24 protein-coding genes are annotated in these 25,347 nt (G+C 40.1%); 6 read left to right on the plus strand and 18 right to left on the minus strand.

Translation table 11 applies throughout. The features are described from left to right. Positions 1-53 precede the first annotated feature (53 nt). Complete coding sequence (locus tag CWC04_RS08980; RefSeq protein ID WP_138685197.1) at positions 54-1,106, minus strand: glycosyltransferase; 1,053 nt, start codon at positions 1,104-1,106, stop codon at positions 54-56. A 41-nt stretch (positions 1,107-1,147) separates the two neighbouring features. Continuing rightward, on the minus strand, positions 1,148-2,038 hold the full coding sequence (gene galU, locus CWC04_RS08985) for a UTP--glucose-1-phosphate uridylyltransferase GalU (RefSeq protein WP_138685198.1): 891 nt from the start codon (positions 2,036-2,038) through the stop codon (positions 1,148-1,150). A 298-nt stretch (positions 2,039-2,336) separates the two neighbouring features. Between galU and CWC04_RS08990 the strand changes: the two genes are divergently transcribed. The 4 genes from CWC04_RS08990 (at position 2,337) to CWC04_RS09005 (ending at position 6,957) form a co-directional block, all read left to right on the plus strand. Beyond that, positions 2,337-2,993: a transglutaminase-like cysteine peptidase gene (locus CWC04_RS08990; RefSeq protein WP_138685199.1), complete on the plus strand. Its 657-nt coding sequence runs from the start codon at positions 2,337-2,339 to the stop codon at positions 2,991-2,993. A gap of 25 nt (positions 2,994-3,018) precedes the next feature. Continuing rightward, positions 3,019-5,019: a bifunctional diguanylate cyclase/phosphodiesterase gene (locus CWC04_RS08995; RefSeq protein WP_138685200.1), complete on the plus strand. Its 2,001-nt coding sequence runs from the start codon at positions 3,019-3,021 to the stop codon at positions 5,017-5,019. Between the two features lie 22 nt (positions 5,020-5,041). Next, positions 5,042-5,551 (plus strand): hypothetical protein, encoded by a 510-nt coding sequence (locus CWC04_RS09000; RefSeq protein ID WP_138685201.1) that lies wholly within the window; start codon positions 5,042-5,044, stop codon positions 5,549-5,551. 98 nt (positions 5,552-5,649) lie between these two features. Continuing rightward, on the plus strand, positions 5,650-6,957 hold the full coding sequence (locus CWC04_RS09005; RefSeq protein WP_138685202.1) for an O-antigen ligase family protein: 1,308 nt from the start codon (positions 5,650-5,652) through the stop codon (positions 6,955-6,957). A 281-nt stretch (positions 6,958-7,238) separates the two neighbouring features. On the opposite strand, the gene CWC04_RS09010 is transcribed toward CWC04_RS09005, so the two are convergent. The 14 genes from CWC04_RS09010 to yceD form a co-directional block, all read right to left on the minus strand. Beyond that, the gene (locus CWC04_RS09010; protein WP_138685203.1) at positions 7,239-9,098 is read right to left on the minus strand and encodes an alkaline phosphatase D family protein; all 1,860 of its coding nucleotides are present in this window, start codon (positions 9,096-9,098) and stop codon (positions 7,239-7,241) included. Between the two features lie 3 nt (positions 9,099-9,101). Beyond that, the gene (locus CWC04_RS09015) at positions 9,102-9,881 is read right to left on the minus strand and encodes a TatD family hydrolase (RefSeq protein ID WP_138685204.1); all 780 of its coding nucleotides are present in this window, start codon (positions 9,879-9,881) and stop codon (positions 9,102-9,104) included. A 363-nt stretch (positions 9,882-10,244) separates the two neighbouring features. After that, positions 10,245-10,571: a PilZ domain-containing protein gene (locus tag CWC04_RS09020; protein ID WP_004587696.1), complete on the minus strand. Its 327-nt coding sequence runs from the start codon at positions 10,569-10,571 to the stop codon at positions 10,245-10,247. 11 nt (positions 10,572-10,582) lie between these two features. Then, positions 10,583-11,497, minus strand: coding sequence for a DNA polymerase III subunit (locus tag CWC04_RS09025; RefSeq protein ID WP_138685205.1), 915 nt, complete (start codon positions 11,495-11,497; stop codon positions 10,583-10,585). A gap of 1 nt (position 11,498) precedes the next feature. Beyond that, complete coding sequence (gene tmk, locus CWC04_RS09030) at positions 11,499-12,125, minus strand: dTMP kinase (protein ID WP_004587694.1); 627 nt, start codon at positions 12,123-12,125, stop codon at positions 11,499-11,501. A 7-nt stretch (positions 12,126-12,132) separates the two neighbouring features. After that, positions 12,133-13,119, minus strand: coding sequence for an endolytic transglycosylase MltG (gene mltG, locus CWC04_RS09035; RefSeq protein WP_126006628.1), 987 nt, complete (start codon positions 13,117-13,119; stop codon positions 12,133-12,135). Beyond that, a complete protein-coding gene (pabC, locus tag CWC04_RS09040; protein WP_138685206.1) occupies positions 13,113-13,916 on the minus strand; it encodes an aminodeoxychorismate lyase in 804 nt (267 codons plus the stop codon). The genes mltG and pabC overlap by 7 nt, the downstream gene beginning before the upstream one ends. A gap of 73 nt (positions 13,917-13,989) precedes the next feature. Then, entirely contained in the window at positions 13,990-15,228 is a 1,239-nt protein-coding gene (gene fabF / locus CWC04_RS09045; protein WP_004587691.1) for a beta-ketoacyl-ACP synthase II, read from the minus strand. Positions 15,229-15,500: 272 nt separating this feature from the next. Continuing rightward, complete coding sequence (gene acpP, locus CWC04_RS09050) at positions 15,501-15,737, minus strand: acyl carrier protein (RefSeq protein ID WP_004587690.1); 237 nt, start codon at positions 15,735-15,737, stop codon at positions 15,501-15,503. A gap of 250 nt (positions 15,738-15,987) precedes the next feature. Beyond that, a complete protein-coding gene (fabG, locus tag CWC04_RS09055) occupies positions 15,988-16,734 on the minus strand; it encodes a 3-oxoacyl-ACP reductase FabG (RefSeq protein ID WP_004587689.1) in 747 nt (248 codons plus the stop codon). Positions 16,735-16,745: 11 nt separating this feature from the next. Next, on the minus strand, positions 16,746-17,672 hold the full coding sequence (fabD, locus tag CWC04_RS09060) for an ACP S-malonyltransferase (protein ID WP_138685207.1): 927 nt from the start codon (positions 17,670-17,672) through the stop codon (positions 16,746-16,748). Between the two features lie 53 nt (positions 17,673-17,725). After that, the gene (gene plsX, locus CWC04_RS09065; RefSeq protein ID WP_004587687.1) at positions 17,726-18,763 is read right to left on the minus strand and encodes a phosphate acyltransferase PlsX; all 1,038 of its coding nucleotides are present in this window, start codon (positions 18,761-18,763) and stop codon (positions 17,726-17,728) included. 11 nt (positions 18,764-18,774) lie between these two features. Next, positions 18,775-18,945, minus strand: a complete 171-nt coding sequence (rpmF, locus tag CWC04_RS09070) for a 50S ribosomal protein L32 (protein WP_004587686.1) — start codon at positions 18,943-18,945, stop codon at positions 18,775-18,777. A gap of 10 nt (positions 18,946-18,955) precedes the next feature. Further along, on the minus strand, positions 18,956-19,480 hold the full coding sequence (gene yceD, locus CWC04_RS09075) for a 23S rRNA accumulation protein YceD (protein ID WP_004587685.1): 525 nt from the start codon (positions 19,478-19,480) through the stop codon (positions 18,956-18,958). A gap of 131 nt (positions 19,481-19,611) precedes the next feature. Between yceD and CWC04_RS09080 the strand changes: the two genes are divergently transcribed. Beyond that, positions 19,612-20,205: a Maf family protein gene (locus tag CWC04_RS09080; RefSeq protein WP_126006622.1), complete on the plus strand. Its 594-nt coding sequence runs from the start codon at positions 19,612-19,614 to the stop codon at positions 20,203-20,205. Here the strand turns inward: CWC04_RS09080 and CWC04_RS09085 are convergent. Together CWC04_RS09085 and rluC are read right to left on the minus strand one after the other, a co-directional pair. Next, entirely contained in the window at positions 20,202-20,861 is a 660-nt protein-coding gene (locus CWC04_RS09085; RefSeq protein WP_138685208.1) for an HAD-IA family hydrolase, read from the minus strand. The two genes, CWC04_RS09080 and CWC04_RS09085, sit on opposite strands and share 4 nt — an antisense overlap. Further along, on the minus strand, positions 20,861-21,820 hold the full coding sequence (rluC, locus tag CWC04_RS09090) for a 23S rRNA pseudouridine(955/2504/2580) synthase RluC (RefSeq protein ID WP_004587682.1): 960 nt from the start codon (positions 21,818-21,820) through the stop codon (positions 20,861-20,863). Before rluC ends, CWC04_RS09085 begins: the two co-directional genes overlap by 1 nt. Positions 21,821-22,576: 756 nt before the next feature. On the opposite strand from rluC, the gene rne reads away from it, so the two are divergent. Continuing rightward, positions 22,577-25,347, plus strand: a 2,771-nt coding sequence (gene rne, locus CWC04_RS09095) for a ribonuclease E (protein ID WP_138685209.1), incomplete at its 3' end; no start/stop codon positions are given.

The following is a 25,347-nucleotide window of genomic DNA, read 5'->3' on the forward strand; positions in this document are numbered from 1 at the left end:
ATCTTTCATTCAATTTCTATCCCACTACTATAAAACCTATTCAAAAAATGAGTTTACAATTTTTTGACTTGTTTCACTTCGAAATAAAACTCTACAAGCTTACTTTGCGAGATAGACCAATCAAGTTTTTCAGGTAATTCATATTTTCCCCCTTTTTTAAAATAAAGATGATACAGATCAGATGCTTCTATTATAAAGTCAGCGGTAATTTTATTTTTGTATGTATGAATGATACTTTTATTAAACAGCTCCCCATACTCTAAAAAATTATTACTTTCAGGTAAAATAACAGGTGTATTAAAGGTTATAGATAGTAAAGCACTCCCTGAGTTAAAGATCTCTTTGAATGGCAATATAGACAAATCTGATGCATTAAAAAAATACTGTAAATCACTATCTTCTATAAATTTATTATAAATAATTATATTTTCATTACTGCCTTTAAGGGTTAAAACCTCTTGATAATAACTTTCTGATTCGAATTTACCGGCAATTAATAACACGTCGTTTTTTAATTTATCTGACTCGTTAAATACATTAATTAACTCAGTCAAATTTTTGTATTTTTTGATCTGCCCTAAAAAAAGAAAAACTCTCTTATCTTCACAAATCCCTAACTTATTTCTTGCTTCATATTTTGACGATTCGTTTTCATAAATTTTACTATACAAGCCATGGTATACCACTGTTTTTTTAATTTTTTTAGGCAGTGCAAAATGTTCGGTTGCAACAATTTCATTTGTATTTGATAAAGAAACAATCCCATCTACAAGAGGTATGTACAACTTCCAAAAAACTCTATTTAAAACCTTATATTTTACTTTATGAGGCTTTAAATTATGAACAGTCCAGATTATTTTTTTCCCAAATAATTTCGCATATGAAAGTATAAATATTAATGTAAAAGAATAAAAAAAAGCCTTTATTAAAAAATTACTATTTAAATACCACTCAGGCCAATGTATATGTATAACATCATAATTTAATTTTAGTGCTTCACTAAAGCTAAACTCAGAAACATCAGCTCCCTTCATACCCGTATATAAAAGGTAATTGTAAGGATTTGATTTCTTATTTTTAAATGCTGGGAATGCTAATACTTTCAATTTACACCCTATAATATATGATTAGAATTAAGTTAAATTAATTAAGAAAGCATTTTAACTACACGGGATTTAAATTCTTCGCCCATTTGGCTAGACTGCATTGCGTATTCAACATTTGCTAGCATGTAACCTAGTTTTGATCCACAGTCGTGAGATTTACCTTTTAAGTGGTAAGCTTCGAGTGTTTCTAGGTGACGAAGTTGAAGTAGCGCATCGGTAAGCTGTATCTCGCCGCCCGCACCTGGTGGTGTGTATTCAAGTAAATCCCAGATAGTTGGAGACACCACATAGCGGCCAGTTATGGCTAAATTGCTTGGTGCTTCATCGTTATTTGGTTTCTCAACCATGTTTTTAATGGCCGCATTTTCGCCTGCGTTAATTTTTTTACCGGCTAAATCAACTACACCATATTGATGCACCTGCTCTTGCGGAACGGGCTCTACCATCACCTGGTTATGGCCTGTTTTATCAAAGCGGTCGATCATTTGACTTAAGTTGTCAGTTTTTGAATTAGATTTATATTTGTCGATTATTACGTCGGGTAACATTACGGCAAACGGGTTATTGCCAACTATAGGGCGTGCTGCAAGTATTGCGTGGCCTAAACCTAGTGGCGCTGATTGGCGTACAGAAATAACTGTTACGTCTTTTGGTACAATAGAGCGAACCTCTTCTAATAGGCTGCGTTTTACACGTGCTTCTAACGTGGCTTCTAGCTCAAAGCTGGTATCAAAGTGGTTTTCTATTGAATTTTTAGAGGCGTGAGTAACCAGTACTATTTCTTTAATACCTGCCGCAACGGCTTCGTTGACTACGTATTGAATGAGAGGCTTGTCTACCAAAGGTAGCATTTCTTTAGGAATAGCTTTTGTGGCTGGTAGCATACGCGTACCAAGGCCAGCAACAGGTAATACTGCTTTTAAAACTTTCACTTTAAGTCCTTTTTAATTATTTTGTAAAATACGTAAAAAAGAACAAGAAAAAGCCTAATTCCGTTTAGCGTACTTCACATACCGTGTGAGGTTATTATTATACACACCACAACAATGTACTCAATAAAAAAAGCGTCCTTTAATATTGTTTTTTTGTTAAATTTATGTTGCACCAAGTTAGCCTGCAGCGCACTATTTTAGTGCTTCTCATGCTTTTATGTGATCTACCTTTTTAATGCTAACAATACTATACTAGGCTTGTTTTATTATCAGGGAATACTTAATTAAAGGAACGTGTGTGCGTTTAGGGCTTTGCATAGTATTAGTGATTTCGTTTTTTGTATGCGCGCAAGATATGCTTATGTATTTACGCAACAGCGATATAATTGCTCGTGCGCAAAAACAATATGGCAGTGAAGGCCATACACGTATAAAAAATTGGTTAAATTTTATAGATGAATCTGCAGATAAAAGTGAATGGCAAAAAATTCATTTAGTTAATGATTTTTTTAATAAACATATTAAGTATAAAACCGATGACGACCTATGGCATCAAAAAGACTATTGGGCGACCCCGCTCGAAAGTTTGGGTATTGGCATGGGCGATTGTGAGGACTACGTAATAGCCAAATATTTTACTTTAATGGCATTGGGTGTGCCTGAGGATAAAATACGATTAATGTATGTGAGGCAAAAAACGGTTAATCAACCTCATATGGTGCTTATATACATTGAGAACCCTAATCAAATTCCTTATGTTTTAGGTAACTTTAATACTAAATTACTGCCCGCCAACAAACGCCGCGATTTAACCCCTATTTATAGTTTTAATGGCCAAGGTTTATGGTTAGCAAAATCGAAAGGCCTGGGTAATAAAGTAAAAAACAGCCGTGGTGTATCAGCTTGGAACACCATGCTAGAGCGAATTGAACAAGGTGAGCTTGCTCCCATATAGAATAACGTTAAAGGAAATATTAGTTATGTCGTCTTTTTTTAAAAATGGCTTGAGCTTAAAAACGCAAGTTTATGGATTAATTATAGTCATTTCATTAATTTCATTTTGTGTTCGGGTACTTACCGATGTAGATACCACTCGCCAGTATTTACAAACGCAAATGGGCAGCCATGCACAAGACACCGCTACAAGTTTAGGGCTTTCTATTTCCCCCTACCTTGAGGAAGACAGCATAATGATTGCTCAGACAATGGCAACGGCAATTTTTGACTCAGGTTATTATAAACAAATAAAATTTACTAATGCCCAGAAAGAAGTGGTTTTTGAACTTATAAACCCCAAACGTGTTGAATCGGTACCTAATTGGTTTATAGGTACCGTTGAGCTTAATGCACCAAGTAGGCATTCGGAGTTGAATAATGGCTGGATCATGGCTGGCACGCTTGAAGTAACAAGCCATGTTGGACAGTCGTACCTAACACTTTGGGAGCATACCAAACGCAGCTTTTATGGGTCGTTTTTGTTATTAATAGCGTCACTGGCTGTTGCATTTTTAATACTACGCGCGGTGTTTAAACCATTAAAAGCTGTAGAAAATCAAGCCCAGCTTGTTACACGTAAACGCTTTACACTCAACGATGAAATACCTGTTGCGCGCGAGCTTCGTACCGTTACTAAAGCTATTAACAACATGGTTATGAACCTGCAAAGTACGTTTGACTCACTTACTAAGCAAACACAAGCCCTTACCGAAGAAGTATTTATAGACCCTTTGACTGGTTTAGGTAACCGAAAGTCGTTTGATAACCATTTTAACTCGGTAGTTGATTCTATAAGTGACGAGACGCCTATTACCGCAATGATGATTACCCTGCCCTCGCTTGCAAATATTAATAAAACGGTAAGTTATCAAGACGGTGATGAACACGTAAACGAAGTGGCAAACATACTCAAAACCAGGTTTGGCGAGCTTACTAATGCAAAAGTGTTTAGGTTAAATGGCAGTACTTTTATTGCCCTTGCGCCCTACGATAGTGACTTTTTGAATAGAACTCGCCTTGAAATTACTGATGCATTTAGCCAGCAAAAAAATAGTTTGCATGTTAATGGCTTTGCTAACTTTGCGTTGGTAAGTGTACAAAAAGGAATGCCCGTAGGGCGCGTATTATCAGCTTTAGATACGGGCTGCACAATTGGTGATACAAACACTAAGGTAGACAAAGACACTTTATTTAGTGTTAATCAGTGGCGCTCGCTTATTCAGTCTATTTTGGCCTCTGGCGAAGTGAGTTTTTCAGTCCAACCAGTGAAGCGTGCTAACTCACAAAATAAACAATGTTATTTTGAGGTGTTTGCTCATTTTATTTTTGAAGGAGAAAAAGTTAATAATGGGCATTTATTTGCTATGGCTGAAAAACTCAACTTAACTGAAGAGCTTGATAAAAAAATAATACGTAATTTTGTAAATGTAAAAGAGCAACACCCAAACGATGTATTTGCACTCAACTTGAGTAAGGCGTCTTTGTATTCAACTGATTTTATTGAATGGCTAACGCTTTATTCACATACAAAGCCTGTTATAAAAACTAACTTGTTATTTGAACTACACGAGATTAGCTTGCTTTATAATGTTCATATTGCTTCACAACATATAGACATAATAAAAGACATAGGCATTAATGTGTGTATTGAACATTTTGGTACTAGCCTTACCTCTTTTAGGTATTTACAGGGGCTAGATATTGAGTATGTAAAAATAGACGGTAGCTACATACAAGACTTATTAGATAACAGCCAAAGCCAATTTTTTATTCAAACAGTTAATAATATTTGCCATGGCTTTGGTATTAAAGTTTTAGCCTGTTTAATAGAAAAACCTGAAACATTAAAGGTACTTGAAAGTTTTGGCTGCGATGGTGTACAAGGCAATTTAATTATGCCGCCTTCTAAAGTCATTAAAACTAGTAATAATGGCGCAAATAAAGAGTTTACTTTTTGCACCGATACGCTAAAATTTTGTAATTAGATATTCAACCAAGGGATCAGAGATGAAATCACTTATTTTAGCTAGCTTATTTGCTAGCGCATCAGCACTTATAGTTTTACCTGCTTATGCACAAACGGACACAGATGCAGTAGTTCAAACTGAAGGCATGGCTAATTTAGTTAACGTTTTAAATAATGCCACTGCGGAAACAGTGCCTGAACAATTAAAAGCCGACTTAGTTACTGCTATAAACGGTGTATGTACCGACTGTACCCCCGCACAAGTTGATTCTATGATGACAGTAGTTGTAGATGCAATTGGTGCAGAAAGCCCGCTAATTGCTGACTTTTTAGCTGCGCTTGTTGCTGCAGGTGTTGATAGCGATGCAGTAACGCTTGCTGCAATTACAGCTGGAGTTGATGCAACTATTGCGTCAGAAGCAACAGCAGCTGGTCCTACAGAGCCTACCGCACCAGCTGGCCCTGTAATTGTAACCTTGCCTACAACAACCGTTCCTCAAGGCGCTGGCGGTACCGGTGGTGACGCTGGTATTTCTGAAGTTGGCAACTAAATAATATAATTAGTTTTATAATACAAACGCAGCCTAATGGCTGCGTTTTTACTTTAAACACTATTGTTTAACTATTAGCTCGTTTTTTTGAGAAAGCTGTGAATCGTTTTATATTTTTTTTGCTGTGTGCAATTGTTTTTTTGCTGCCCCTTCCTTTAGGTAGCTACCGACCCTGGGCCATTATGGCAATGGGTATTTTAATTTGTATAACCTTTGTTTTTCACTTGGTTAATAGCGCTGTAAATAACCAAACGTTGTACCCTCCTCGCTATTCTTTACCCATTATTTCTTCTTTATTATTAGTATGCGCTATGTGTACTTTGCAATTTTTTACTGTGAGTTTAGACCCCTTTCAAACAAAACAAATGCTGTTAAAAACGAGCTTTATGGTTTGCTTTTGTTGGCTTATATTTATTTATTGCAATAATAATGTGCGTATAAAAAAGCTTATTTACACTATCATTGCTGCGGGGGTTTTTCAGGCTTTGTATGCAACTTACCTGAATCTCTCACCTGATATGCTCAGCCCTATTTTTGGTTACAAACATACGCAACGCGCTATAGGTACGTTTACTTACTCTAATTTTTTAGCTAACTACTTAGCGCTATGTTTGTGTTTGGGCATAGGTTTATTAGTCAGTGAGCTAAAGCGCGGTAATCATGCAAATGATCTTACATTTAAACAAACTTTGCGCGCCTGGACAGAAATACTATTAAGCTCAAAAATAATTTTGCGTATATCGTTAATTATTATAATTATTGCGCTAATTTTAACGCGCAGTCGAATGGGTAATTCAGCCTTTTTTATAGCACTGATGGCTGTTAGCTTGTTGGCTTTGTTTGTTTACAATAAAAAACCTAAAGCGTTTAAGTTACTTATTATTAGTTTTTTTATAATTGACTTGATCATTATTGGTGCAATATTTGATGTAGAAAAAGTAAAGCAACGTATAAGCGAAACCAGTATTCAGTCTGAAACACGTGATGAAGTAGTTCGTGATTCAATCCCGTTAATACTCGACAAGCCTTTATTGGGTTCAGGTGGCGGTACGTTTTATACAGCTTTCCCTGCGTATCAATCTGAGCCGTACTCTGGCTATTACGATAATGCTCATAACGACTATATTCAATTTGCTGTAGAACTAGGCATTCCCGTAACATCAGCTTTAGGAGCGCTTATTTTATATTGCTTATGGTTATGTATTCAGACAATGAGAAAACGCAAAACAGCGTTATTTCAGGGCGTGGCTTTTGGGTGTGCTATCGCTATTGTAGATATGCTGTTGCATTCTTCGGTAGATTACTCGCTCCAAGCAGGCGCTAACTCAATGTTGTTTATGGTTATTTTATGTTTGGCGATTTTAAGTAATAAAATAGTTGTTAAGCGAGGGCGTGATTTTAAATAGCTATTTTTAAAAATATTTGCACAAAGAGGTTTAGAGACGCTGCGCTTTAGAGTAGTGATAAATAAAATGTCTGGATTGGTTATGTCTTCTCATTTACTCCTCATTCACTTCTCTTTGTGCAATTAGCTTAAGTTACTTTTTCACAAAGAGGTTTTGAGACGCTACGCTTTAGAGTAGTGATAAATAAGATGCAAGGGTTGGTTGTGACTTCTCATTTACTCCTCATTCGCTTCTCTTTGTGCAATTAAGGTTTTAATTCACTCAACAAATTTTTCGCGGCTTTACTGCTCTTCTAAATCAAACTCGGTGGTGTGGCCGTCGCCGTGGATGAGTTGGTAGCGGGATAGGTCGCCGTTATCTAACGTTATTAGGCTTATTGCGGAGTCGCTTACTAGGTACTTTTGGCCTTCACCTATGGTTTGGTGTTTATCTACTTCCATATGCCAGCGTTTGGTGAAAAAGTTAAGCGGGCTTTTGGGGCCGTATAATATTGAGTCGAGCTTATCGAGTACATTAATTAGCTTACGCGGAAATTCGTTTTTAATACCACTGGCGGTGAGCTGCCATATGCGGTTTGGGTGATCGCCAAAGCGTTTTTGCACCGAAAAACAAAAAGAATAATGCACATCACCCGATAAAATAAGCGTTTCGTTAGGTGTGTCTGTACGCCTAAAGGTATCAAGCAGTTTTTTGGCCGATCCTTCGTGTGCCATCCAGTTTTCTACATCAACCATAAGCGGCTGGCCGCACATATTAAACGCTGCTTGAATTGCTTCTATTGATTTAACGCCAAACACTGGCGCTGGCGATACAATAATTACTTTGCTGTGGCTCAGCAGGCTTTCTTCAAGCTCTGTTAAGCGCTCCCAATCAAGTAAGCCTGAGGGTTCATTAAAGTTACTTTCGTTACGCCAGCGGTGTGTACGGGTATCAAGCACAACTACTTTAGGCGTGGTGGTAAGCTCATAATGCCAATAGTTAAATTCGTTCAGAGGCTTATCAAAGGCTTTAAACTGCCAACTATTGTTGGTGTTACGGCTTTGTTTAAAATCATCTATAAGCGCGCCGGTTTTATGTAGCGCATCATTACCGAGCCCTTGAAATAGCCAATAGCTTATTAGCCCATTATTAATGATGCGTTTACTACTTGGGTTTTGATTTATAGCTTGCTCCCACCCTGCTGTTAAGTTCCAATCATCGGTAACATCGTGATCGTCAAACATCATCAAGGTAGATACATTAGCAAATAAACGCTCTACGCTATTTAAGCCTTTTGCGTAGTCAATTAACGCCTTTTTTTCGGCGTTAAAAATGGTGTTATTTTTTTCATTGCCTTGTGTGTAATGGCTATTTTTAATATCAACGCATTGCCACGCGGCGGCACTAAAGTTAAGTAAATACAGCGCTATAAATTCTTCAAAGTGAATTAAATGATTATGCGCTTTTACGCTAGAAAAATGCGGCTCGTCTTTTTTTAGCCAGTACCCAACGCCCAATTTTGAACGTTTTTGCCATGGCGTTTTAGGTAAGTAATAATGGCGGTTAAAAAGCTGCTCATTTATATCTGCTGGTAAATTGAGCTCAAGCGGTTGCTCTTTATAAAGTCCTAATACATCTATTAGCTGATGAATAGCCAGTAGCATAGGGCCGGCAACATCATCGGCGTAAACTTGGTCTCCGCTAAGCAGTAAAAGCTGTGCGCCCTGCAGCTTATTACTGCGCTGGGTATTTTGCCATTCACTTGCTGATACTAAGCTGTCTTTTGCTGGGTGATGGGCGTTGCGACACGAGCCATGTAAAATATGCGTAAGCTTATTGGCAATTGCAAATGAAGGCGCCGTTTTCCCTTCAAAGCACCATGGAGTTAAGTCAATTTTTTGCTCGTTAATATGCAGTGTATACGCTAATAACGTGTCGAGCGGAAACTGGCTATCAACGGGTTTTATAATTATAAGATGCAGGTAAAGGTATTTACCTAATGCAATGCTTTGCTGCTCGCTGTAGCTTTGTTGGTTTTCAAGTGTGATTTGGCAATTGCCAGGGCGTGAAGTAGCAAACTGTATACATATACCACTTTGCTCAGCTCGGCGCACCATAGGCCCCATTAATAAAAGTGGGAGTTGCGCCGATTGAGTAGTCATGTGTTAGCCTTTCGCTGCTAATTTAAAAAGTGAATAAAAGTTATCAGTCGTTGCTTTTGCAAGCTCGTTAAAGCTAATACCTTTAAGCTCACTAATATAGTAGGCAACATCTTCTACATACGCAGGCTGATTTGTTTTTCCACGGTACGGCACAGGTGCTAAATAAGGCGAGTCTGTTTCGATGAGTAATCTATCGAGTGGGATTTGTTTTACAACTTCTTTAAGCTCTAAGGCATTTTTAAAGGTAACAATGCCTGAAATTGAGATATAAAACCCCATATCAATCGCTTTTTTGGCCATATCCCAATCTTCGGTAAAACAGTGCAGTACGCCACCGCAGTTTTCTGCTTTGTGCTCACGCATTAAGTTAATGGTATCGGCTCTGGCGTCACGGGTATGAATAATCAGTGGCTTTTGTAGTTCGTTTGCTACTTCAATATGGCCAACAAAACTGGCTTGTTGTATTGCATGCGTGTCTTTTGAATAATAGTAATCTAGGCCTGTTTCGCCAATCGCGACTACTTTTTCATGAGACGCTAAATCAATGAGTTGCTGTTTATTAAGGGCATCTTTTTGATCAAGCGGATGCACGCCACACGATGCCGATACATCGTCGTAATGTTGAATTTTTTCAAGCATGCTTGGGAATTGATCAAGCGTTACACTTACACATAAAAAGTGCTCTACTTGCTTTGCGCGGGCGTTGTCGAGTACTTGATCTAGGTTTAAATCTAATTTGTCAAAATCAAGACGATCTAAATGGCAATGAGAATCTACAATCACTATACGGCCTGTATGGTTTTGGGTGTTAAATTATACTAACCTGCAAAAATACTTAGTTATACCAATTTGCAATAATACCTAATCGTTTGCGGGGCTAAACGTGTCGCTACCTGCGTTAAAAAATTTTCATTTACGACTGCATGGATGCAGAGCAATGCAGGAGCAATTGCCGAGCACAACTAAATAGCGAATTTTTTACCTAGCTATCAACACGTTTTTCCAGCCTCAAAGTAAATCACTTAAGTAAGCGAATTGATATTAAACGAATTGATATAAGCAAGTTAGTATTGCAAGTTAACGAGGGTTAAGCGCTCGCTAACCGGCTGCTTTATGCATATCACTATTAAGCAAATGCGTTTAAAACTACATGGTATATGTAGGATTACCAGAGTTTAACATAGTGCCTAATAGCTTTTCGATTTTAGCGTTTAAATTTGTTTTATCATCTAAAAAACTAATACCTATACCTGGTGGGTTAGAGCTTTGTGCGCCTTGTGGTGTGATCCAGGCAACTTTACCCGTTACCACGTCATCTTCTAGCGCATCAGGTAAAGTCACTCTAAGCGCTAAAGAGTAGCCAATTTCGTAACGCATATTGGTACGTACAAATAGGCCGCCCTTTTTTAAATAAGGCATGTAGCAGCGATAAAGTTCGTCAAGGTTATCTACATCAACTAAAAGCTCTTGCATATGTATTCCTATTAAATGTTACGCAGGGCATGCGCTAAACGCGACACTGCTAGAGGTAAATTAAGCCCGAGTACCTCTGTGCTATTTTGTAAAAATTCATTCAACGCTTGCTGAGCACTTTGGTACGCGTCAAAGCTTAAACCCATTATAAGCTGCTGTTTTAATTGCTCGCTTAAAAATAATGTAAAAATGCGTATTAGCTCAGGTTGTTTGTTTATAATATTTACAAGCGGACTAAAATTATGGCTTTGTTTAAACTCAGTTGCAAATTTATATAAAGTATCAATGTGTTGCAGCTGCTCTTGCGCTTGCCACTGTTTAATTAAAAGTGGTTGCGTATAAAATAAAGGCAGCCACACATAGTCACTAATATTTAAATCGGCTAACCAGGTTTTAGCCGCTTCTGGGTTTACGACTTTTATGTCTGTTTTAGCACAGCGGCTTAAAATGGTGGCAGGTAACTGCGCAGTGTGGCTTGTGGTTAAAATTAAAAAACGGCTATTACTGGGCTCTTCTAAGGTTTTTAATAACGCGTTTGCTGCTGCCGTGGTCATTTTTTCGCAGTTTTCAATAATGGCCACTTTATTGCCATTTTGTGCAGCAGAGTGGTTCATAAAATCGCTTATCGCACGAATATCGTCAACACCAATGCTTTGCCCTTCAACTTGCGTTAGCCGTTTATCAGGGTGGTTACCCGCAAGTGTTAATGAGCAACTTTTACACTGGCCGCACGGGACTAACTTGCTACCTTCGTTTTGCATGTGGGTATTAATATTTTGACATAATAAGCTATTAGCTAATTGCTCGCTTAGCTCAAACTTACCAACGCCTTTGGGCCCGCATAACAACTGCGCGTGATGAAAACGCTGCGCTTTATAACTTTGCGCAAGCTGTTGCTCTACCGTGTGAAGCCATGGCAATGCCATGTTATTTTAACCCTTCAAAAAAGGTGCGCAGTACATTGGTTATATCGCGGTGTACTTTATCAATACTTTGGTTGGCATCTACGGTTTTTATTGAGCTATCGTCATTTGCCAGCTCAACATAACGCATGCGCGTGCGCTGAAAAAACTCAATGGCTTCTTGCTCAATTCTATCAAGCTCTCCACGCCCTTTAGCACGCTCAAGGCCTATTACGGGGTCTATGTCTAGGTAAATGGTTAAATCAGGTTTTAACCCTTTTAATACCATAGACGACAAAGACGATAAGGTATTAGCGCTAATGCCGCGCCCGCCACCTTGATACGCTTGAGATGATAAATCGTGGCGATCTGCTAACACCCACTGCCCTTTATCAAGCGCCGGGTTAATTACATTATGCATAAGCTGCGAGCGAGCTGCGTACATAATAAGTAGTTCGGTTTCAAAGGCTATGTCTTCTTCATGCTCGGCTTTTACTAAAGTACGTAAAGACTCGGCAAGCGGTGTACCACCAGGCTCGCGTACGTTAATAAAGTCTATTTGTTTTTTATTTAAAAAGTCTTGGCATAACGAAATAGCCGTTGATTTACCTGCGCCTTCAAGGCCTTCAATAACAATAAATTTTGGTTTCATATAAAGTTTAATTCGTTTTATTTAATATATACGTTTTAACTGCCGCGTTGTGTTGCTTTAACGTGGTTGAAAATTGGTGACTGCCATCGCCCTTCGCCACAAAATAAACATACTGTGTTTTAGGCGGATTAAGCGCTGCTAAAATAGCCGCTTTTGAGGGCATGGCAATGGGTGTTGGCGGCAGCCCTTTAATGCGATACGTATTATAGGGTGTGTAATCGCGTAAATCTTTTCGCTTAATGTCACCGTCAAAACTCTCCCCTAGGCCATATATTACGGTGGGATCGGTTTGTAGGCGCATATTTGCGTTTAATCTATTTATAAATACGGCGGCTATTAACGGGCGCTCACTGGCAAGGCCTGTTTCTTTTTCGATAATAGAGGCCATGATAAGTGCATCATATGCGTTTTTATACGGTAGGTTTTCTGCACGTTGTGACCATGCTTGCTCAAGTGTTTGCTGCATTTTAACGGCCGCACGTTTTAATAAACTACTGGCAGTATCACCGCTGTGATAATGATACGTATCTGGAAACAGCCACCCTTCTAAATGGCCTTTTTCTCCTACTATTTGCTGCGCCAGTTGCTCTGTATTTAAGTTATTAGTTAGATGCGGCGCACTACTAATGGCAGCTATCACTTCGCGTAAGTTTTGCCCTTCGATAATAGTAAAGCTAAAACTGATTTGCTCACCGTTGTTTATTTTTTTTATATTATTAATAACGCTTGTATTCGTTAGCTCGTACAAGCCGGCTTTTAAGTCGGTTAGTGTTGGGTCAAGCTTTGCAATTACTTGGTAACGCCAGCAGCTTTTTAACCAATTATTAGCTTGCCATTGTTTACATAGCTGGTTAAATCCCATGCCTTTTTTAACTTCAAACTGGGTAGGCGTTGTTATATTTAGCGGGCTAGTTATTGTTGCTTGTAATTGCTGATACCCTACTAGCGTTGTAACTAAAGCTAACAATAATACCGATAAAATAACTTTTAACACTTAGCCTCCTTGGCTAATAATTCATTTAATAAACACATGCTTTGTTCAACATTAAATGTATGTTGTTCTATACGACTAACGGGCACAGCGCCCATTAAGCTATTACAAATAAATACAGCACTAGCTTGGGTTAATTCATTTAGGCTTACTTGCTTAAATTCAACCGCTAATTTATCACATAACGATTGCAGATAAACCCCTTTAATACCGCATTGCTCAAGGCTTGGCGTATATACCTTATTATCACTAATAGCAAAAATATTAGCTGCCGAGGCTTCAATCACATTGTTTTGATGATCGAGTACTAAAACATCGTCACATTGCTGTTTTGCCATGGCATTTTTAATCAGCACTTGTTCTAGTCGGTTAAGTGTTTTTAAACCGGCTAATAAAGGTTGGGCTGCTAATTTTATTGGGCTTAGGGCTAAACTCACCCCTGTTTTAGCTAATGCTGGGTAGCTTTGTGGAAACCCTAACACGGTAATTAAAATGGTTAAATGGGTGTGTTGCGGCAATCCATAGCCTCGCCCACCTTCTCCTCGGGTGATCACTATTTTAAGCACATTTAATTGGCAGCCAGTAATCGCCTTTGCAATATGTTGCTCAAGCTCAGTAAAGTTAATAGCAGGAAACGCTAAGCGTTCTGCGCATTCTACCAAACGTGCTTTATGGTACTGCCAATGCTCTACCTGCCCAGCAATTACTTTGGCTGTGGTAAAAAAACCATCACCGTAGTTAAGGCCTCTATCGCGTGTATTAATCGAACTTGTATCATCGGTTGTTATTATTGTTTGCATATTGAATGGCTTGCATAAAAAAAGCCCAGTTAAACAACTGAGCTCTTATAATGTGGTTCGTTGTTAAAAAGGATTATACCTTTTTAAATAGCAACGAGCCATTAGTCCCACCAAAACCAAATGAGTTACACAATGCAAAATCGAGTTTTGCATCACGTGCAGTGTGGGCTATGTAATCTAAGTCACAGCCTTCATCTGGGTTGTCTAGGTTAATGGTGGGCGATACTTTTTGATCGGCCAGCGATAAAATAGAAATAATAGACTCTACAGAACCCGCAGCACCTAATAGGTGTCCCATCATCGATTTAGACGAGCCTACCATTACATCTTGCGCTGCACTGCCAAAAATAGTTTTAACAGCTTGCGTTTCGGCTTTGTCGCCTGCATTAGTAGATGTACCGTGTGCGTTAATGTAACCAACTTGGTCTGCATTTACTTGTGCATCGTTTAATGCATTTTGCATAGCAAGTGCCGCACCTGCACCGTCTTCCGGTGGCGAGGTCATGTGATATGCATCACCGCTCATACCAAAGCCAACAAGCTCAGCATAAATTTTAGCGCCACGTGCTTTAGCGTGTTCATACTCTTCTACTACAACAACACCTGCACCATCAGATAGTACAAAACCATCGCGGTCTTTATCCCACGGACGCGACGCAGCTTGTGGGTCGTCGTTACGGGTAGAAAGCGCTCGTGCAGCATTAAAGCCACCCATACCAATAGGTGTACAGGCTTTTTCTGCGCCACCGGCAACCATCGCATCGGCATCGCCGTAAGCAATCATACGCGCTGCATGTCCAATATTGTGCAGGCCTGTAGTACATGCCGTCACAATAGAAATATTAGGACCGCGTAAACCATGCATCATTGATAAATGGCCCGAGATCATATTAATAATAGTTGATGGCACATAAAATGGAGAAAGCTTACGTGGGCCACTGTTAAGTAGCTTTATATGGTTTTCTTCAATTAGGGTTAATCCACCAATGCCTGAACCTACAGCAACACCAATACGTGTTGCGTTTTGTTCAGTAACTTCAAGACCTGAGTCTTGAAAGGCTTGAACACCCGCTGCAATGCCGTACTGAATAAATAAGTCCATTTTTTTAGTATCTTTCGCTGACATGTATGCAGTTGCATCAAAGTCATTTATGAGTCCAGCGAATTTAGTACCAAATTTTGATGTATCAAAGTGGGTTATATTTTGTATACCACTTTTACCATCTAATAAGCCTTGCCAGGTAGATTGCACATCATTACCTAGCGGCGTCAACATTCCTAAGCCAGTTACGACGACTCGACGTTTAGCCACGGTTTGCCTCCAATAAGGGATATTTAAACCAATTGATTAAAATAGTATTATTTTAGTAAGCCGTTTAACTCACTAAGTTTAAATCTATTGGCATTACAAAGGGAATTCATACCCAAGCGACCTCAAAGTGCGAGTCTCAAATTCAACTAAAGATGTGCTATTACAAATGAATGCAGTAGAGAGTAAAAGCGGGTGAATTTGAATCATGAACTTTGAGGTGGTTTGGATATATAGATTAAAGGCAGCGAATGCTGCCTTTAATATGCGATTAATTACTCAGCGTGAGCTGATACGTAATCGATTGCAGATTGTACTGTAGTGATCTTTTCAGCTTCTTCATCTGGGATCTCAGTATCAAACTCTTCTTCAAGAGCCATAACTAGTTCAACAGTATCAAGAGAATCCGCACCTAGGTCGTCTACGAAAGAAGCTTCGTTTTTAACTTCTTCTTCTTTAACACCTAGCTGTTCGATGATAATTTTTTTTACGCGTTCTTGGATATCGCTCATTCTTCTTTCCTTTATTAAAAACGCCAATGCGTTATTTTCAGATTGCGGCGTAGTTTACGCCGCATAATTCTCTGATTCAATGATTTGACCATAAATAATTGTCTGGTCAAACCTCTGAGTGTTTGTTTTGTCTTTTATCGCTTATTTTCACAGCGATTTCAAGTATGTTTAAAGCAAGATCATAAAAATTTCAATGTTTTTGAGGTCACTTACTTAAGTTATTTTTAGCATTTACTTTTAACAAGGGCGGTTAAACCATGTACATCGCGCCATTTACATGCAAAGTCTCGCCAGATACATACGCAGCCGCGTCAGATGCTAAATAACACACTGCCGCTGCTATTTCATCAGGCTGACCTAACCGACCTGCTGGTACATTAGCAAGGGTGGCCGCTTTTTGATCTTCTGTTAGCTCATCGGTCATATCAGTTTGAATAAAACCTGGGGCTACTACATTTACTGTAATGCCGCGCGATGCAACTTCGCGTGCAAGCGATTTAGAAAAGCCAATAACACCCGCTTTAGCTGCCGCGTAGTTAGCTTGGCCTGCATTACCCATAGTGCCCACAACTGAGCCAATATTAATAATACGGCCGTTCTTTTTCTTCATCATTGGGCGTAATACCGCTTTAGATAAACGGAAGATAGAGCTTAAGTTAGTGTCGATAATATCGTCCCACTCACCGTCTTTCATACGCATTAATAAATTATCACGGGTAATACCTGCGTTATTTACAAGTACGTCAACATCGCCTAAGTCGGCTTTTATTGCTGCTAATGTAGCCTCAATCGATGCAGGATCGGTTACGTTTAAAGCATAACCCTTACCGTTATCACCTAAGTAATCGCTAATTTTAGCCGCGCCTGACTCACTCGTAGCAGTACCTGCTACTTTTGCGCCTTGCGCTACTAAAGTGTTCGCAATTGCTTTACCAATACCACGGCTTGCGCCAGTAATTAGGACAACTTTGCCCTCTAATGAAAATAAATTAGTCATTTTATATTCTCTTATTTTGCAGCGTCGATAGCAGCAGCGTCATTTACTGAGCCACATACCATTGCTTTATCAATTCGTTTTGCAAGGCCAGTTAATACTTTACCTGGGCCAAATTCGTAGCTTTGCGTAATGCCTTGAGCAACTAAAGCCTGTACTGTTTCTGTCCAACGAACTGGGCTGTATAGTTGACGTACCAATGCATCTTTAATTGCATCAGCCGAGCTTTGTGCTTTTACATCAACATTATTAATTACATCACACTTAGGTGTATTAAATGTTAAAGCGCCTAAATCGTTGGCAAGTTTTTCCGCCGCTGGTTTCATTAGTTCACAATGTGAAGGTACGCTTACACTCAGTGGTAAGGCACGTTTTGCGCCGGCATCTTTACACGCTTGTGAAGCTCTATCAACAGCAGCTTTATGCCCTGCAATAACCACTTGCCCTGGTGAGTTATAATTTACCGGTGAAACAACCTCGCCTTGTGCAGATTCTTCACATGCTGTTTTTATTTGCTCATCACCTAAACCAATAATGGCAGCCATAGAGCCTACGCCCGCAGGCACAGCTTCTTGCATGTATAAGCCACGGTTTTCAACAAGTTTTACCGCTTCACCTAGGCTAATAACGTCACTACATACCAATGCAGAGTATTCACCTAAGCTGTGACCAGCCATAACCACATCCACATCTGGGTTTGCAGCTAACCAGTGGCGGTAAATTGCCACGCTTGCTGTTAATAAAGCAGGTTGAGTGCGGTGAGTTTGATTAAGTTCTTCTTCTGGGCCATTTAGTACAAGCGCTGCTAAATCGTAGCCAAGTGCGCTTGACGCTTCGCTAAAGGTTGCTTTTACAATGTCAGAGCTCTCTAGTAGCTCGCTTAACATGCCAACGCTTTGTGAGCCCTGACCAGGAAATAGAAGTGCAATTTTTTGTGCCATACTTTGCTCTTTTTAATTAAACAAAAATTTAGTGTAACTACGGCACCTAAACGTTATTCGGCCGCCGAGTTTTTAGAATGTGTTTTTTCGAAAATAGCGGCTATTTTATCTGGAAGTTGACGTTCAACCTCTTTTACCGCTTCATCGATTGCTGCTTGAAATGCTTTTGCTGATGCATTTCCATGGCTTTTAACGACAATACCGCGCAATCCTACCAGAGAAGCGCCGTTATACTGGTCGGGGTTCACCCGATTATAGAGTTTTTTTATGATAGGACTTAAAATAAACGCCATGCATTTGTAAATTAAGTGCTTTTCTAGGGCGCTTGTAAACTTTTTCATGATCAGTTTAGCAATGCCTTCGCAGGTTTTTAATGCAACGTTTCCGACAAACCCTTCACACACAATGACATCGGCTTTCCCCGAAAAAATATCACTGCCTTCACTGTAACCCGTGTAATTAATATAGGGGCTTTGCTGCATAAGCTGCGCTGCTTGCTTTATGCCTTCATGGCCTTTTATGTCTTCAGAGCCAATATTAAGTAAACTCACTTTAGGGTTGTCGCAGCCAAGAGCTTGGCCTGCTACTACCGAGCCCATAATGCCAAATTGATAAAGTATTTCTGAATCACAATGCACATTAGCGCCTAAATCAAGCAGATAAACTGGATTTTTTCGCTCTGTAGGAACGGCCGATATTAATGCAGGGCGTTTAACGCCAGGCAGCATTTTTAATACGTAATGAGCCATAAAAAATAAAGCGCCGGTGTTACCCGAGCTTACACAGGCTTGTGCTTCACCCGATTTAACTAAATCAAGGGCGACACGCATAGAGGAGTCTTTTTTAGAACGCACAGCTAAAGCGGGTTCGCAGGCATTAGTGACAACTTCGCTGCAATGGCGAATAATTAAACGTGGGTGTGAAAGTGAATCGAGGGATTCTAATTGATTAGTAATTACTTGCTCGTTGCCACATAAAATGAGTGTTAAATTGGCATGAGCATTTACTGCACAAACGGCAGCGGGGATAGATGAACGGGGGCCATAATCGCCCCCCATCATATCTAACGCTATGGTTAGATTAGTCAGCATAAAGCAATCTCTTAGTTAGAAATTACTTGAACGCCTTTGTAGTAACCGTCAGCAGTTACATGGTGACGACGATGAGTCTCACCTGAAGTTTGGTCAACTGTTAAAGTTGGACCGTTGATCGCATCGTGTGAACGGCGCATGCCGCGTCTTGCACGAGACTTTTTGCTTTTTTGTACAGCCATTAGTCTTCTCCTAAGAATCTTTCTTAAGTTGTTTCAAAATATCAAATGGATTTGGTTTATCATCTTCCGCCTTTAGTACACCAAAGCTAGCAGGCTTTGATGAGTAATTGCACGAAGCTTCGTTGTGTGTAGGCACTAATGGCACTGCTAAAATTAGCTCGTCTTCGATTAACTCAAACACGTTAATTTCACCGTTTTCATCAAGCGCTACTTCATCGTAGACTTCAGGAAGATCATCTGACTCAGCATCCAAACCAACAGGCGAATACATAAAGTCTTGATCCAAATCCAACCCTAAATCATCATTACAACGCTGACAAGTTACAGTTACGTGTGTAGACAAATTGCCACTAATCACAACTAAACCTTGCTCATCGGTTTTGCACTGAATTTTTACCGCTATTTCACCTACTTCTTCCTGTACAACACCTCGTAAACGAGCAAGTTTTTCAAGCGGTACAATACCATCGTAAGTTAAACGGTGTTGCGCTGCTTTCCCAGGATGAAGAGTGATGGGAATTTTTACCTTTTGCATAGGGGCTGCATCATATAGATAGTTAATTGGTTAGTCAAAGCAAAAAAGCATTTTTACATGGTTTTTCACGTGTTTTCATTACGGATCTGATTTATCCTAACTCAAACTAATTTTAATTAGGATAATAATTTATGAAGCACCCGCTTATATTAGCGTCAAGCTCGCCATTTAGGCAGTCTTTATTGCAAAAATTTAATCTGCCATTTAGTACTTTTTCGCCTGATATTGACGAAACAGCCATACCAAACGAAACCCCTGAGCAACTTGTTAAGCGCCTAAGCGAGCGCAAAGCGCGTGCCGCTTGCGATCATTTTGTTAAAGGCCTTGCAATCGGCTCCGACCAAGTGGCCGTATTTGATGGGCAAATACTTGGTAAACCTCATAATAAAGAAAATGCCATAAAGCAGCTTTCTTTGTTTAGCGGCCAAACTGTCACGTTTTTAACAGGCCTGTGTGTTTACGATATTGCTAGCGATAAAGCAAAAACGTTAATAGAGCCTTTTGAGGTAGTATTTAGAACACTCACTAAAGAGCAAATAGAAGCCTACTGCGATGCAGAGCAGCCATATAACTGTGCTGGGAGCTTTAAAAGTGAAGGATTAGGGATTTGCTTATTTGAAAAATTAAACGGAGACGATCCTAATAGCTTAATAGGCTTGCCTCTTATTAAACTCAGCCAGCTATTGGCTGAGTTTAATCTCGACATACTCGCCGCTCAACCTTAGCCAAGTAGCATACGTTGCAGCTGCTGATAATTATCAACGGTTGCAACGGGGCTAAACTCACTTAACTGCGCTGCACTGTGTACGCCCATGGTAACGCCAATTCTATCTATGTTGGCTGCCTGTGCCATGGCCATATCTATTTTGGTATCCCCAATCATGAGTGCTTCGTCGGCATTTATTGCTAATTCAGCTAATAGTTGTTCAAGCATATCGGGGGAAGGTTTAGAGCGCGCTTCATCGCTTGTGCGCGTGGCACTAAAGTAATGCCCTAACTGAGTTTGCTCTAATAAACGCATTAAACCATCACGCCCTTTACCGGTGGCAATCGCTAAAATAACCCCTTGTGCTTTTAACGCACTTAGTACATTTTCTACATTATCAAATACAGGAGTGGCAGTCGTATCAACACGGTATTGCTGTTTATAGCCGTTAATTAATGCGGGATGGTGCGCTACGTCCTCAGGAAATAGCACCTCAATAGCAAGTTCAAGCGACATACCAATAATATTTTTAATTGCAGTGTCGCTCGGCGGCTCAATATTAAGCGCCAGCGCACTGTGACGAATACAATTAACAATTTTGCTAATTGAGTCCATTACAGTGCCATCCCAATCAAAAATAACCAGTTTATATTTTTTTAATACAGCGGTGGTCATTACGCTTTAGCATCTCTTAATTTTAAAATACAACTTTTAAGTGCGTTATCAAGCGGTGCCTCTACACGCATGGTAGTTTCGTTTTTAGGGTGATAAAAGCTTAAATCGTGGGCGTGTAAAAATAAGCGGTTTAAGCCTATTTTGCGCATTGATACATCAAACCCTTGGTCGCCGTATTTATCATCGCATGCAATAGGGTGGCCTTTACACTGTGTATGAACACGAATTTGGTGAGTACGTCCAGTCACAGGTGAGGCTTGCACTAACGAGCACTCGTTAAAACGCTCAAGTACTCTAAAGCGAGTATGTGAAGGTTTACCTTCGTTATTATCTACACGCACCACGCGCTCGCCCGACTTGAGGGTGTTTTTACGCAGCCCTTCAGTTACATTTTTAACCGACGAATCCCACTGCCCTGTTACCAACGCCCAGTAATTTTTTTCCATTGTTTTTTCACGCAGCTGCTCATGCAATGCGGTAAGTACCGAGCGACGCTTTGAAATTAATAAACAACCCGATGTGTCTCTATCTAGCCTATGTACTAGCTCTAAACTGCGCTCATCTGGGCGTAATACGCGTAGTGCTTCTATTAAACCGTAGCTTAAACCACTGCCGCCATGTACAGCCATGCCCGAGGGCTTGTTAATTACAATAAGGTATTTATCTTCAAAGAGTATTGCGTCTTCTAATTGCTTCACTTTATCGAGCTTTTTAGGCACAAACTCTTCGCGCTCTGCTACTTTAATTGGCGGAATACGCACTACATCATCAAGCTGTAATTTGTAAACTGGCTTAATACGCTTTTTATTAACGCGTACCTCGCCTTTGCGTAAAATTTTATAAACAGCGCTTTTAGGCACCCCTTTTAAATGGGTAATAAGAAAGTTATCAATACGCTGACCTAAATGGTCTTCGTTGATTGTGACAAAAGTTACTTGTAAGCCGGTTTTTTCTGACATTGCCTAATCACTGATTTAAGTAAAATAATTTAGTTGCTAACACGGTTATAATAGTGGGATAATCAGCAGCGCAAATATTTAGTATTTGCAAATAACAACGGTGCTTTTTAACACATTAAAACATTCGTGATGCACATTCTGGGTAGCCGATCATACAGATCCGAGTTAAGTTTTCCAAAGCTTTTATGCCTACTCAGTTAACACGTGCGATCAACTAACAGTAATGCGCGTAATATATTACTGGTTAAGTTTGAACATGAATTTACATTTAATGTAAAAATAAAAGCAATGAACAAATAATTTGTTTGATAGTGACGACGTAAAAACGTTGTTCAGCATTTGCTCACACGTAGTACCGTATAGCAGCTTATTTAGAACTAAAAATCTAGTAAATAAGCGTTTATTAACATTCGGCAGCGAACTTTGCTCGCAAGTACTTAGAAAATACTCATCGTATTTAAGTTACTTAACGAGCCCTACGCGCCTAACATAAACGTACTAAAAAGATTGATATGACAGGCCAACTTCTGGGTAAAACTTGTAAAGAGCGTAAGAGCCGACAGTTTTAGCACCATAAAGAATTTAATAACGTAAGCGTACGTTATTGTTAGCCAGCATTTAAAAAATACTGCATACACATTACAGAGCGTTCCGTTACAGACCCAGTCGTGAGGCTGCACATTCTAAAAAAAGGAACAACTGAACAGGCGAACACGTTTCGTCATGTCAGCGACAAAAAATAAGTAGAGTAACAATATGAAACGTATGCTAATCAATGCAACGCAGCAAGAAGAAATGCGCGTAGCACTGGTTGACGGCCAGCGCCTATATGATTTAGATATAGAAAGCCCAGGTCACGAACAGAAAAAAGCCAATATTTATAAAGGCAAAATCACACGCATTGAACCCTCTTTAGAAGCGGCTTTCGTAGATTACGGCGCCGATCGTCATGGTTTCCTTCCTTTAAAAGAAATTGCCCGTACTTACTTCCCACAAGGTTACACTTTTCATGGTCGCCCAAATATTCGCGACGTGATTAAAGAAGGCCAAGAAGTAATTGTACAAGTTGATAAAGAAGAGCGCGGCCAAAAAGGCGCAGCCCTTACTACCTTTATCAGCGTAGCGGGTAGCTACTTAGTGTTAATGCCAAACAACCCTCGTGCAGGCGGTATTTCTCGTCGTATTGAAGGCGATGAGCGTACAGACCTTAAAGAAGCACTTAGCCGTTTAGAACTTCCTAAAGGTATGGGCTTAATTGTACGCACAGCAGGTGTTGGCAAATCGTTTGAAGAATTAAACTACGATTTAAAAGCACTTTTAGTACATTGGGATGCAATTCAACAAGCAGCCGACAGTGCTAAAGCGCCGTTTTTGATTCACCAAGAAAGCAATGTAATTTTCCGCGCTATTCGCGATTATTTACGTCGTGATATTGGTGAAATATTAATTGATAAACCACGCGTATTTGAAGAAGCTAAAGCGCACATTGAGCGTTTTCGCCCTGATTTTATGAGCCGCGTAAAGCTTTATCAAGGCGACACGCCATTATTTACGCATTACCAAATTGAAAGCCAAATTGAGTCTGCGTTCCAACGTGAAGTACGTTTGCCTTCAGGTGGTTCAATTGTAATTGACCCAACAGAAGCGCTTACCTCTATTGATATCAACTCGTCTAAAGCAACAAAAGGCGGAGATATCGAAGAAACAGCACTGAATACTAACTTAGAAGCGGCTGATGAAATTGCGCGTCAATTACGTCTTCGCGACTTAGGTGGCTTAATTGTTATCGACTTTATCGATATGACTCCGCCACGCCATCAGCGTGAAGTAGAAAACCGCTTAAAAGATGCCGCTCGTCCAGATCGTGCGCGTGTACAAATTGGTAAAATTTCGCGCTTTGGTTTACTTGAAATGTCGCGCCAGCGTTTGCGCCCTTCACTAGGTGAAGCAAGCCAAGGCCCATGTCCGCGTTGTAGCGGCCAAGGTACTATTCGTTCTAACGAGTCTATCGCCTTGTCTATTTTGCGTTTAATTGAAGAAGAAGCAATCAAAGACAACACAGCACAAGTAAATGCACAAGTGCCTGTAGCGGTTGCCGCTTATTTATTAAACGAGCAGCGCAGAAGCGTTCATTGTATTGAAAAACATCATAAATGTGATGTGGTTATTATTCCTAATCAACACATGGAAACACCGCACTACGAAGTGATGCGTTTACGTAAAGACGAAACACTAGAAACAGTAAGTTACGAGCAAGTTGTTGCACCTGAGCCAGAATCGTTCGAAATGGCTAAACCAGCAGCTGCGCCTGTTCGTGAAGAGCCGATGCTTAAAGGTGTTGTTATGCCTTCAACGCCAGCGCCACAAGCTAAAGTAGACAAACCAGCAGCGCCTGTTGCTGTACCTAAGGTTGAAGGTGGCCTATTGGCTGCTATTGGTAATTGGTTTAAGTCGTTATTTGCTGGTGAAAGCGAAGAAGAAAAGCAAGCAAAAGAAAAAGCTGAGCAAGAAAAGCAACAGCAAACACGTAATAACAATCGCCGTGGTAACAGTGACAACCGTCGCCGCAATAACAACCAGCGTCGTCGTAATAACTCTCGCTCTAAACCTCGTGGTGAACGCCCTGCTGAAGAAGAAGTGAAAACTGAGTCTACAGCGAACGAAAGCCAAGAGAAAAACGAGAACCGCAACAAGCGCCGTCGTAATCCTAACTCGCGTAAGCGTAACGATAACCGTAATAACGACAGTCGTACTGCAGACAAAGAGCAAGTTAAAACAGACGTAAAAACGAATGAAACTGAGGCTAAGCAAAGCGCTGAGCCTAAAGAGCAAAAGCCAAAAGTTCGCCGTCAACGTCGTAATGTTCGCAAAAAAGTACGTATCCAAGATGAAAATACTGAGCAAGTAAAAGCATCTGATACGACTGAGCAACCGCAGCAAAGCACTGAAACAGCTAAAGTAGAGCAGCCTAAAGAGCAAGCGCCAGCAGCAAAGCAAACTGCAAATGAGCAAAAGTCAGAGCAAACAAAACCTGCACCTGTGAAAGAGCAAGCGCCTAAGGCACAACCTGAGCAAGAAGAAAAGCCAGTAACTGCAGCGTCAACTGACGAAGCAAACTCTGAAGATGAGCAAGGGCAAACACGTACGCGTTCACGCCGTTCTCCTCGTCACCTTCGCGCTTCGGGCCAGCGTCGCCGTCGTCCTGAACAAGGTGAAGCTACAGAAGAAAAAGCAGATGAAGCTCCGGCATTTGTGCCAGTAGCAGATCAAGCTGCCGCTGAGTATGAGGCAGAGCTAAAAGCAAAAGCTGAGCAGCCACCCTCAAACGATGCATCAGAAAATGTTGAGCAAGCGTTAGCTGTAGAAGATTTAGCTAAAGTTGAAGCTGCCCCTAAAGCAGAGCAACCAACAGCCAATGACGATGCAGTACAAACTGTTGACCCTGAAACAGCTGAAGAGCCTGTTGTTGTTACTGAGCAACCAATAACAACATCTGAGCCTGTTAAATCAGAGCCTGAAGTAGCTGA

The organism is Pseudoalteromonas sp. S2893, assembly GCF_005887105.1.
Classification (GTDB): Bacteria; Pseudomonadota; Gammaproteobacteria; order Enterobacterales; family Alteromonadaceae; genus Pseudoalteromonas; species Pseudoalteromonas atlantica.

Excerpts from the sequence above, each read along its gene's own strand:
- pabC (WP_138685206.1), bottom strand. The coding sequence starts at position 13,916 with ATGCAAACAATAATAACAACCGATGATACAAGTTCGATTAATACACGC.
- CWC04_RS09025 (WP_138685205.1), bottom strand. The coding sequence starts at position 11,497 with ATGGCATTGCCATGGCTTCACACGGTAGAGCAACAGCTTGCGCAAAGT.
- tmk (WP_004587694.1), bottom strand. The coding sequence starts at position 12,125 with ATGAAACCAAAATTTATTGTTATTGAAGGCCTTGAAGGCGCAGGTAAA.
- CWC04_RS08995 (WP_138685200.1), top strand. The coding sequence starts at position 3,019 with ATGTCGTCTTTTTTTAAAAATGGCTTGAGCTTAAAAACGCAAGTTTAT.
- fabD (WP_138685207.1), bottom strand. The coding sequence starts at position 17,672 with ATGGCACAAAAAATTGCACTTCTATTTCCTGGTCAGGGCTCACAAAGC.
- yceD (WP_004587685.1), bottom strand. The coding sequence starts at position 19,480 with ATGCAAAAGGTAAAAATTCCCATCACTCTTCATCCTGGGAAAGCAGCG.
- CWC04_RS09080 (WP_126006622.1), top strand. The coding sequence starts at position 19,612 with ATGAAGCACCCGCTTATATTAGCGTCAAGCTCGCCATTTAGGCAGTCT.
- rluC (WP_004587682.1), bottom strand. The coding sequence starts at position 21,820 with ATGTCAGAAAAAACCGGCTTACAAGTAACTTTTGTCACAATCAACGAA.
- acpP (WP_004587690.1), bottom strand. The coding sequence starts at position 15,737 with ATGAGCGATATCCAAGAACGCGTAAAAAAAATTATCATCGAACAGCTA.
- CWC04_RS09010 (WP_138685203.1), bottom strand. The coding sequence starts at position 9,098 with ATGACTACTCAATCGGCGCAACTCCCACTTTTATTAATGGGGCCTATG.
- CWC04_RS09020 (WP_004587696.1), bottom strand. The coding sequence starts at position 10,571 with ATGCAAGAGCTTTTAGTTGATGTAGATAACCTTGACGAACTTTATCGC.
- fabG (WP_004587689.1), bottom strand. The coding sequence starts at position 16,734 with ATGACTAATTTATTTTCATTAGAGGGCAAAGTTGTCCTAATTACTGGC.
- CWC04_RS09000 (WP_138685201.1), top strand. The coding sequence starts at position 5,042 with ATGAAATCACTTATTTTAGCTAGCTTATTTGCTAGCGCATCAGCACTT.
- rpmF (WP_004587686.1), bottom strand. The coding sequence starts at position 18,945 with ATGGCTGTACAAAAAAGCAAAAAGTCTCGTGCAAGACGCGGCATGCGC.
- plsX (WP_004587687.1), bottom strand. The coding sequence starts at position 18,763 with ATGCTGACTAATCTAACCATAGCGTTAGATATGATGGGGGGCGATTAT.
- CWC04_RS09085 (WP_138685208.1), bottom strand. The coding sequence starts at position 20,861 with ATGACCACCGCTGTATTAAAAAAATATAAACTGGTTATTTTTGATTGG.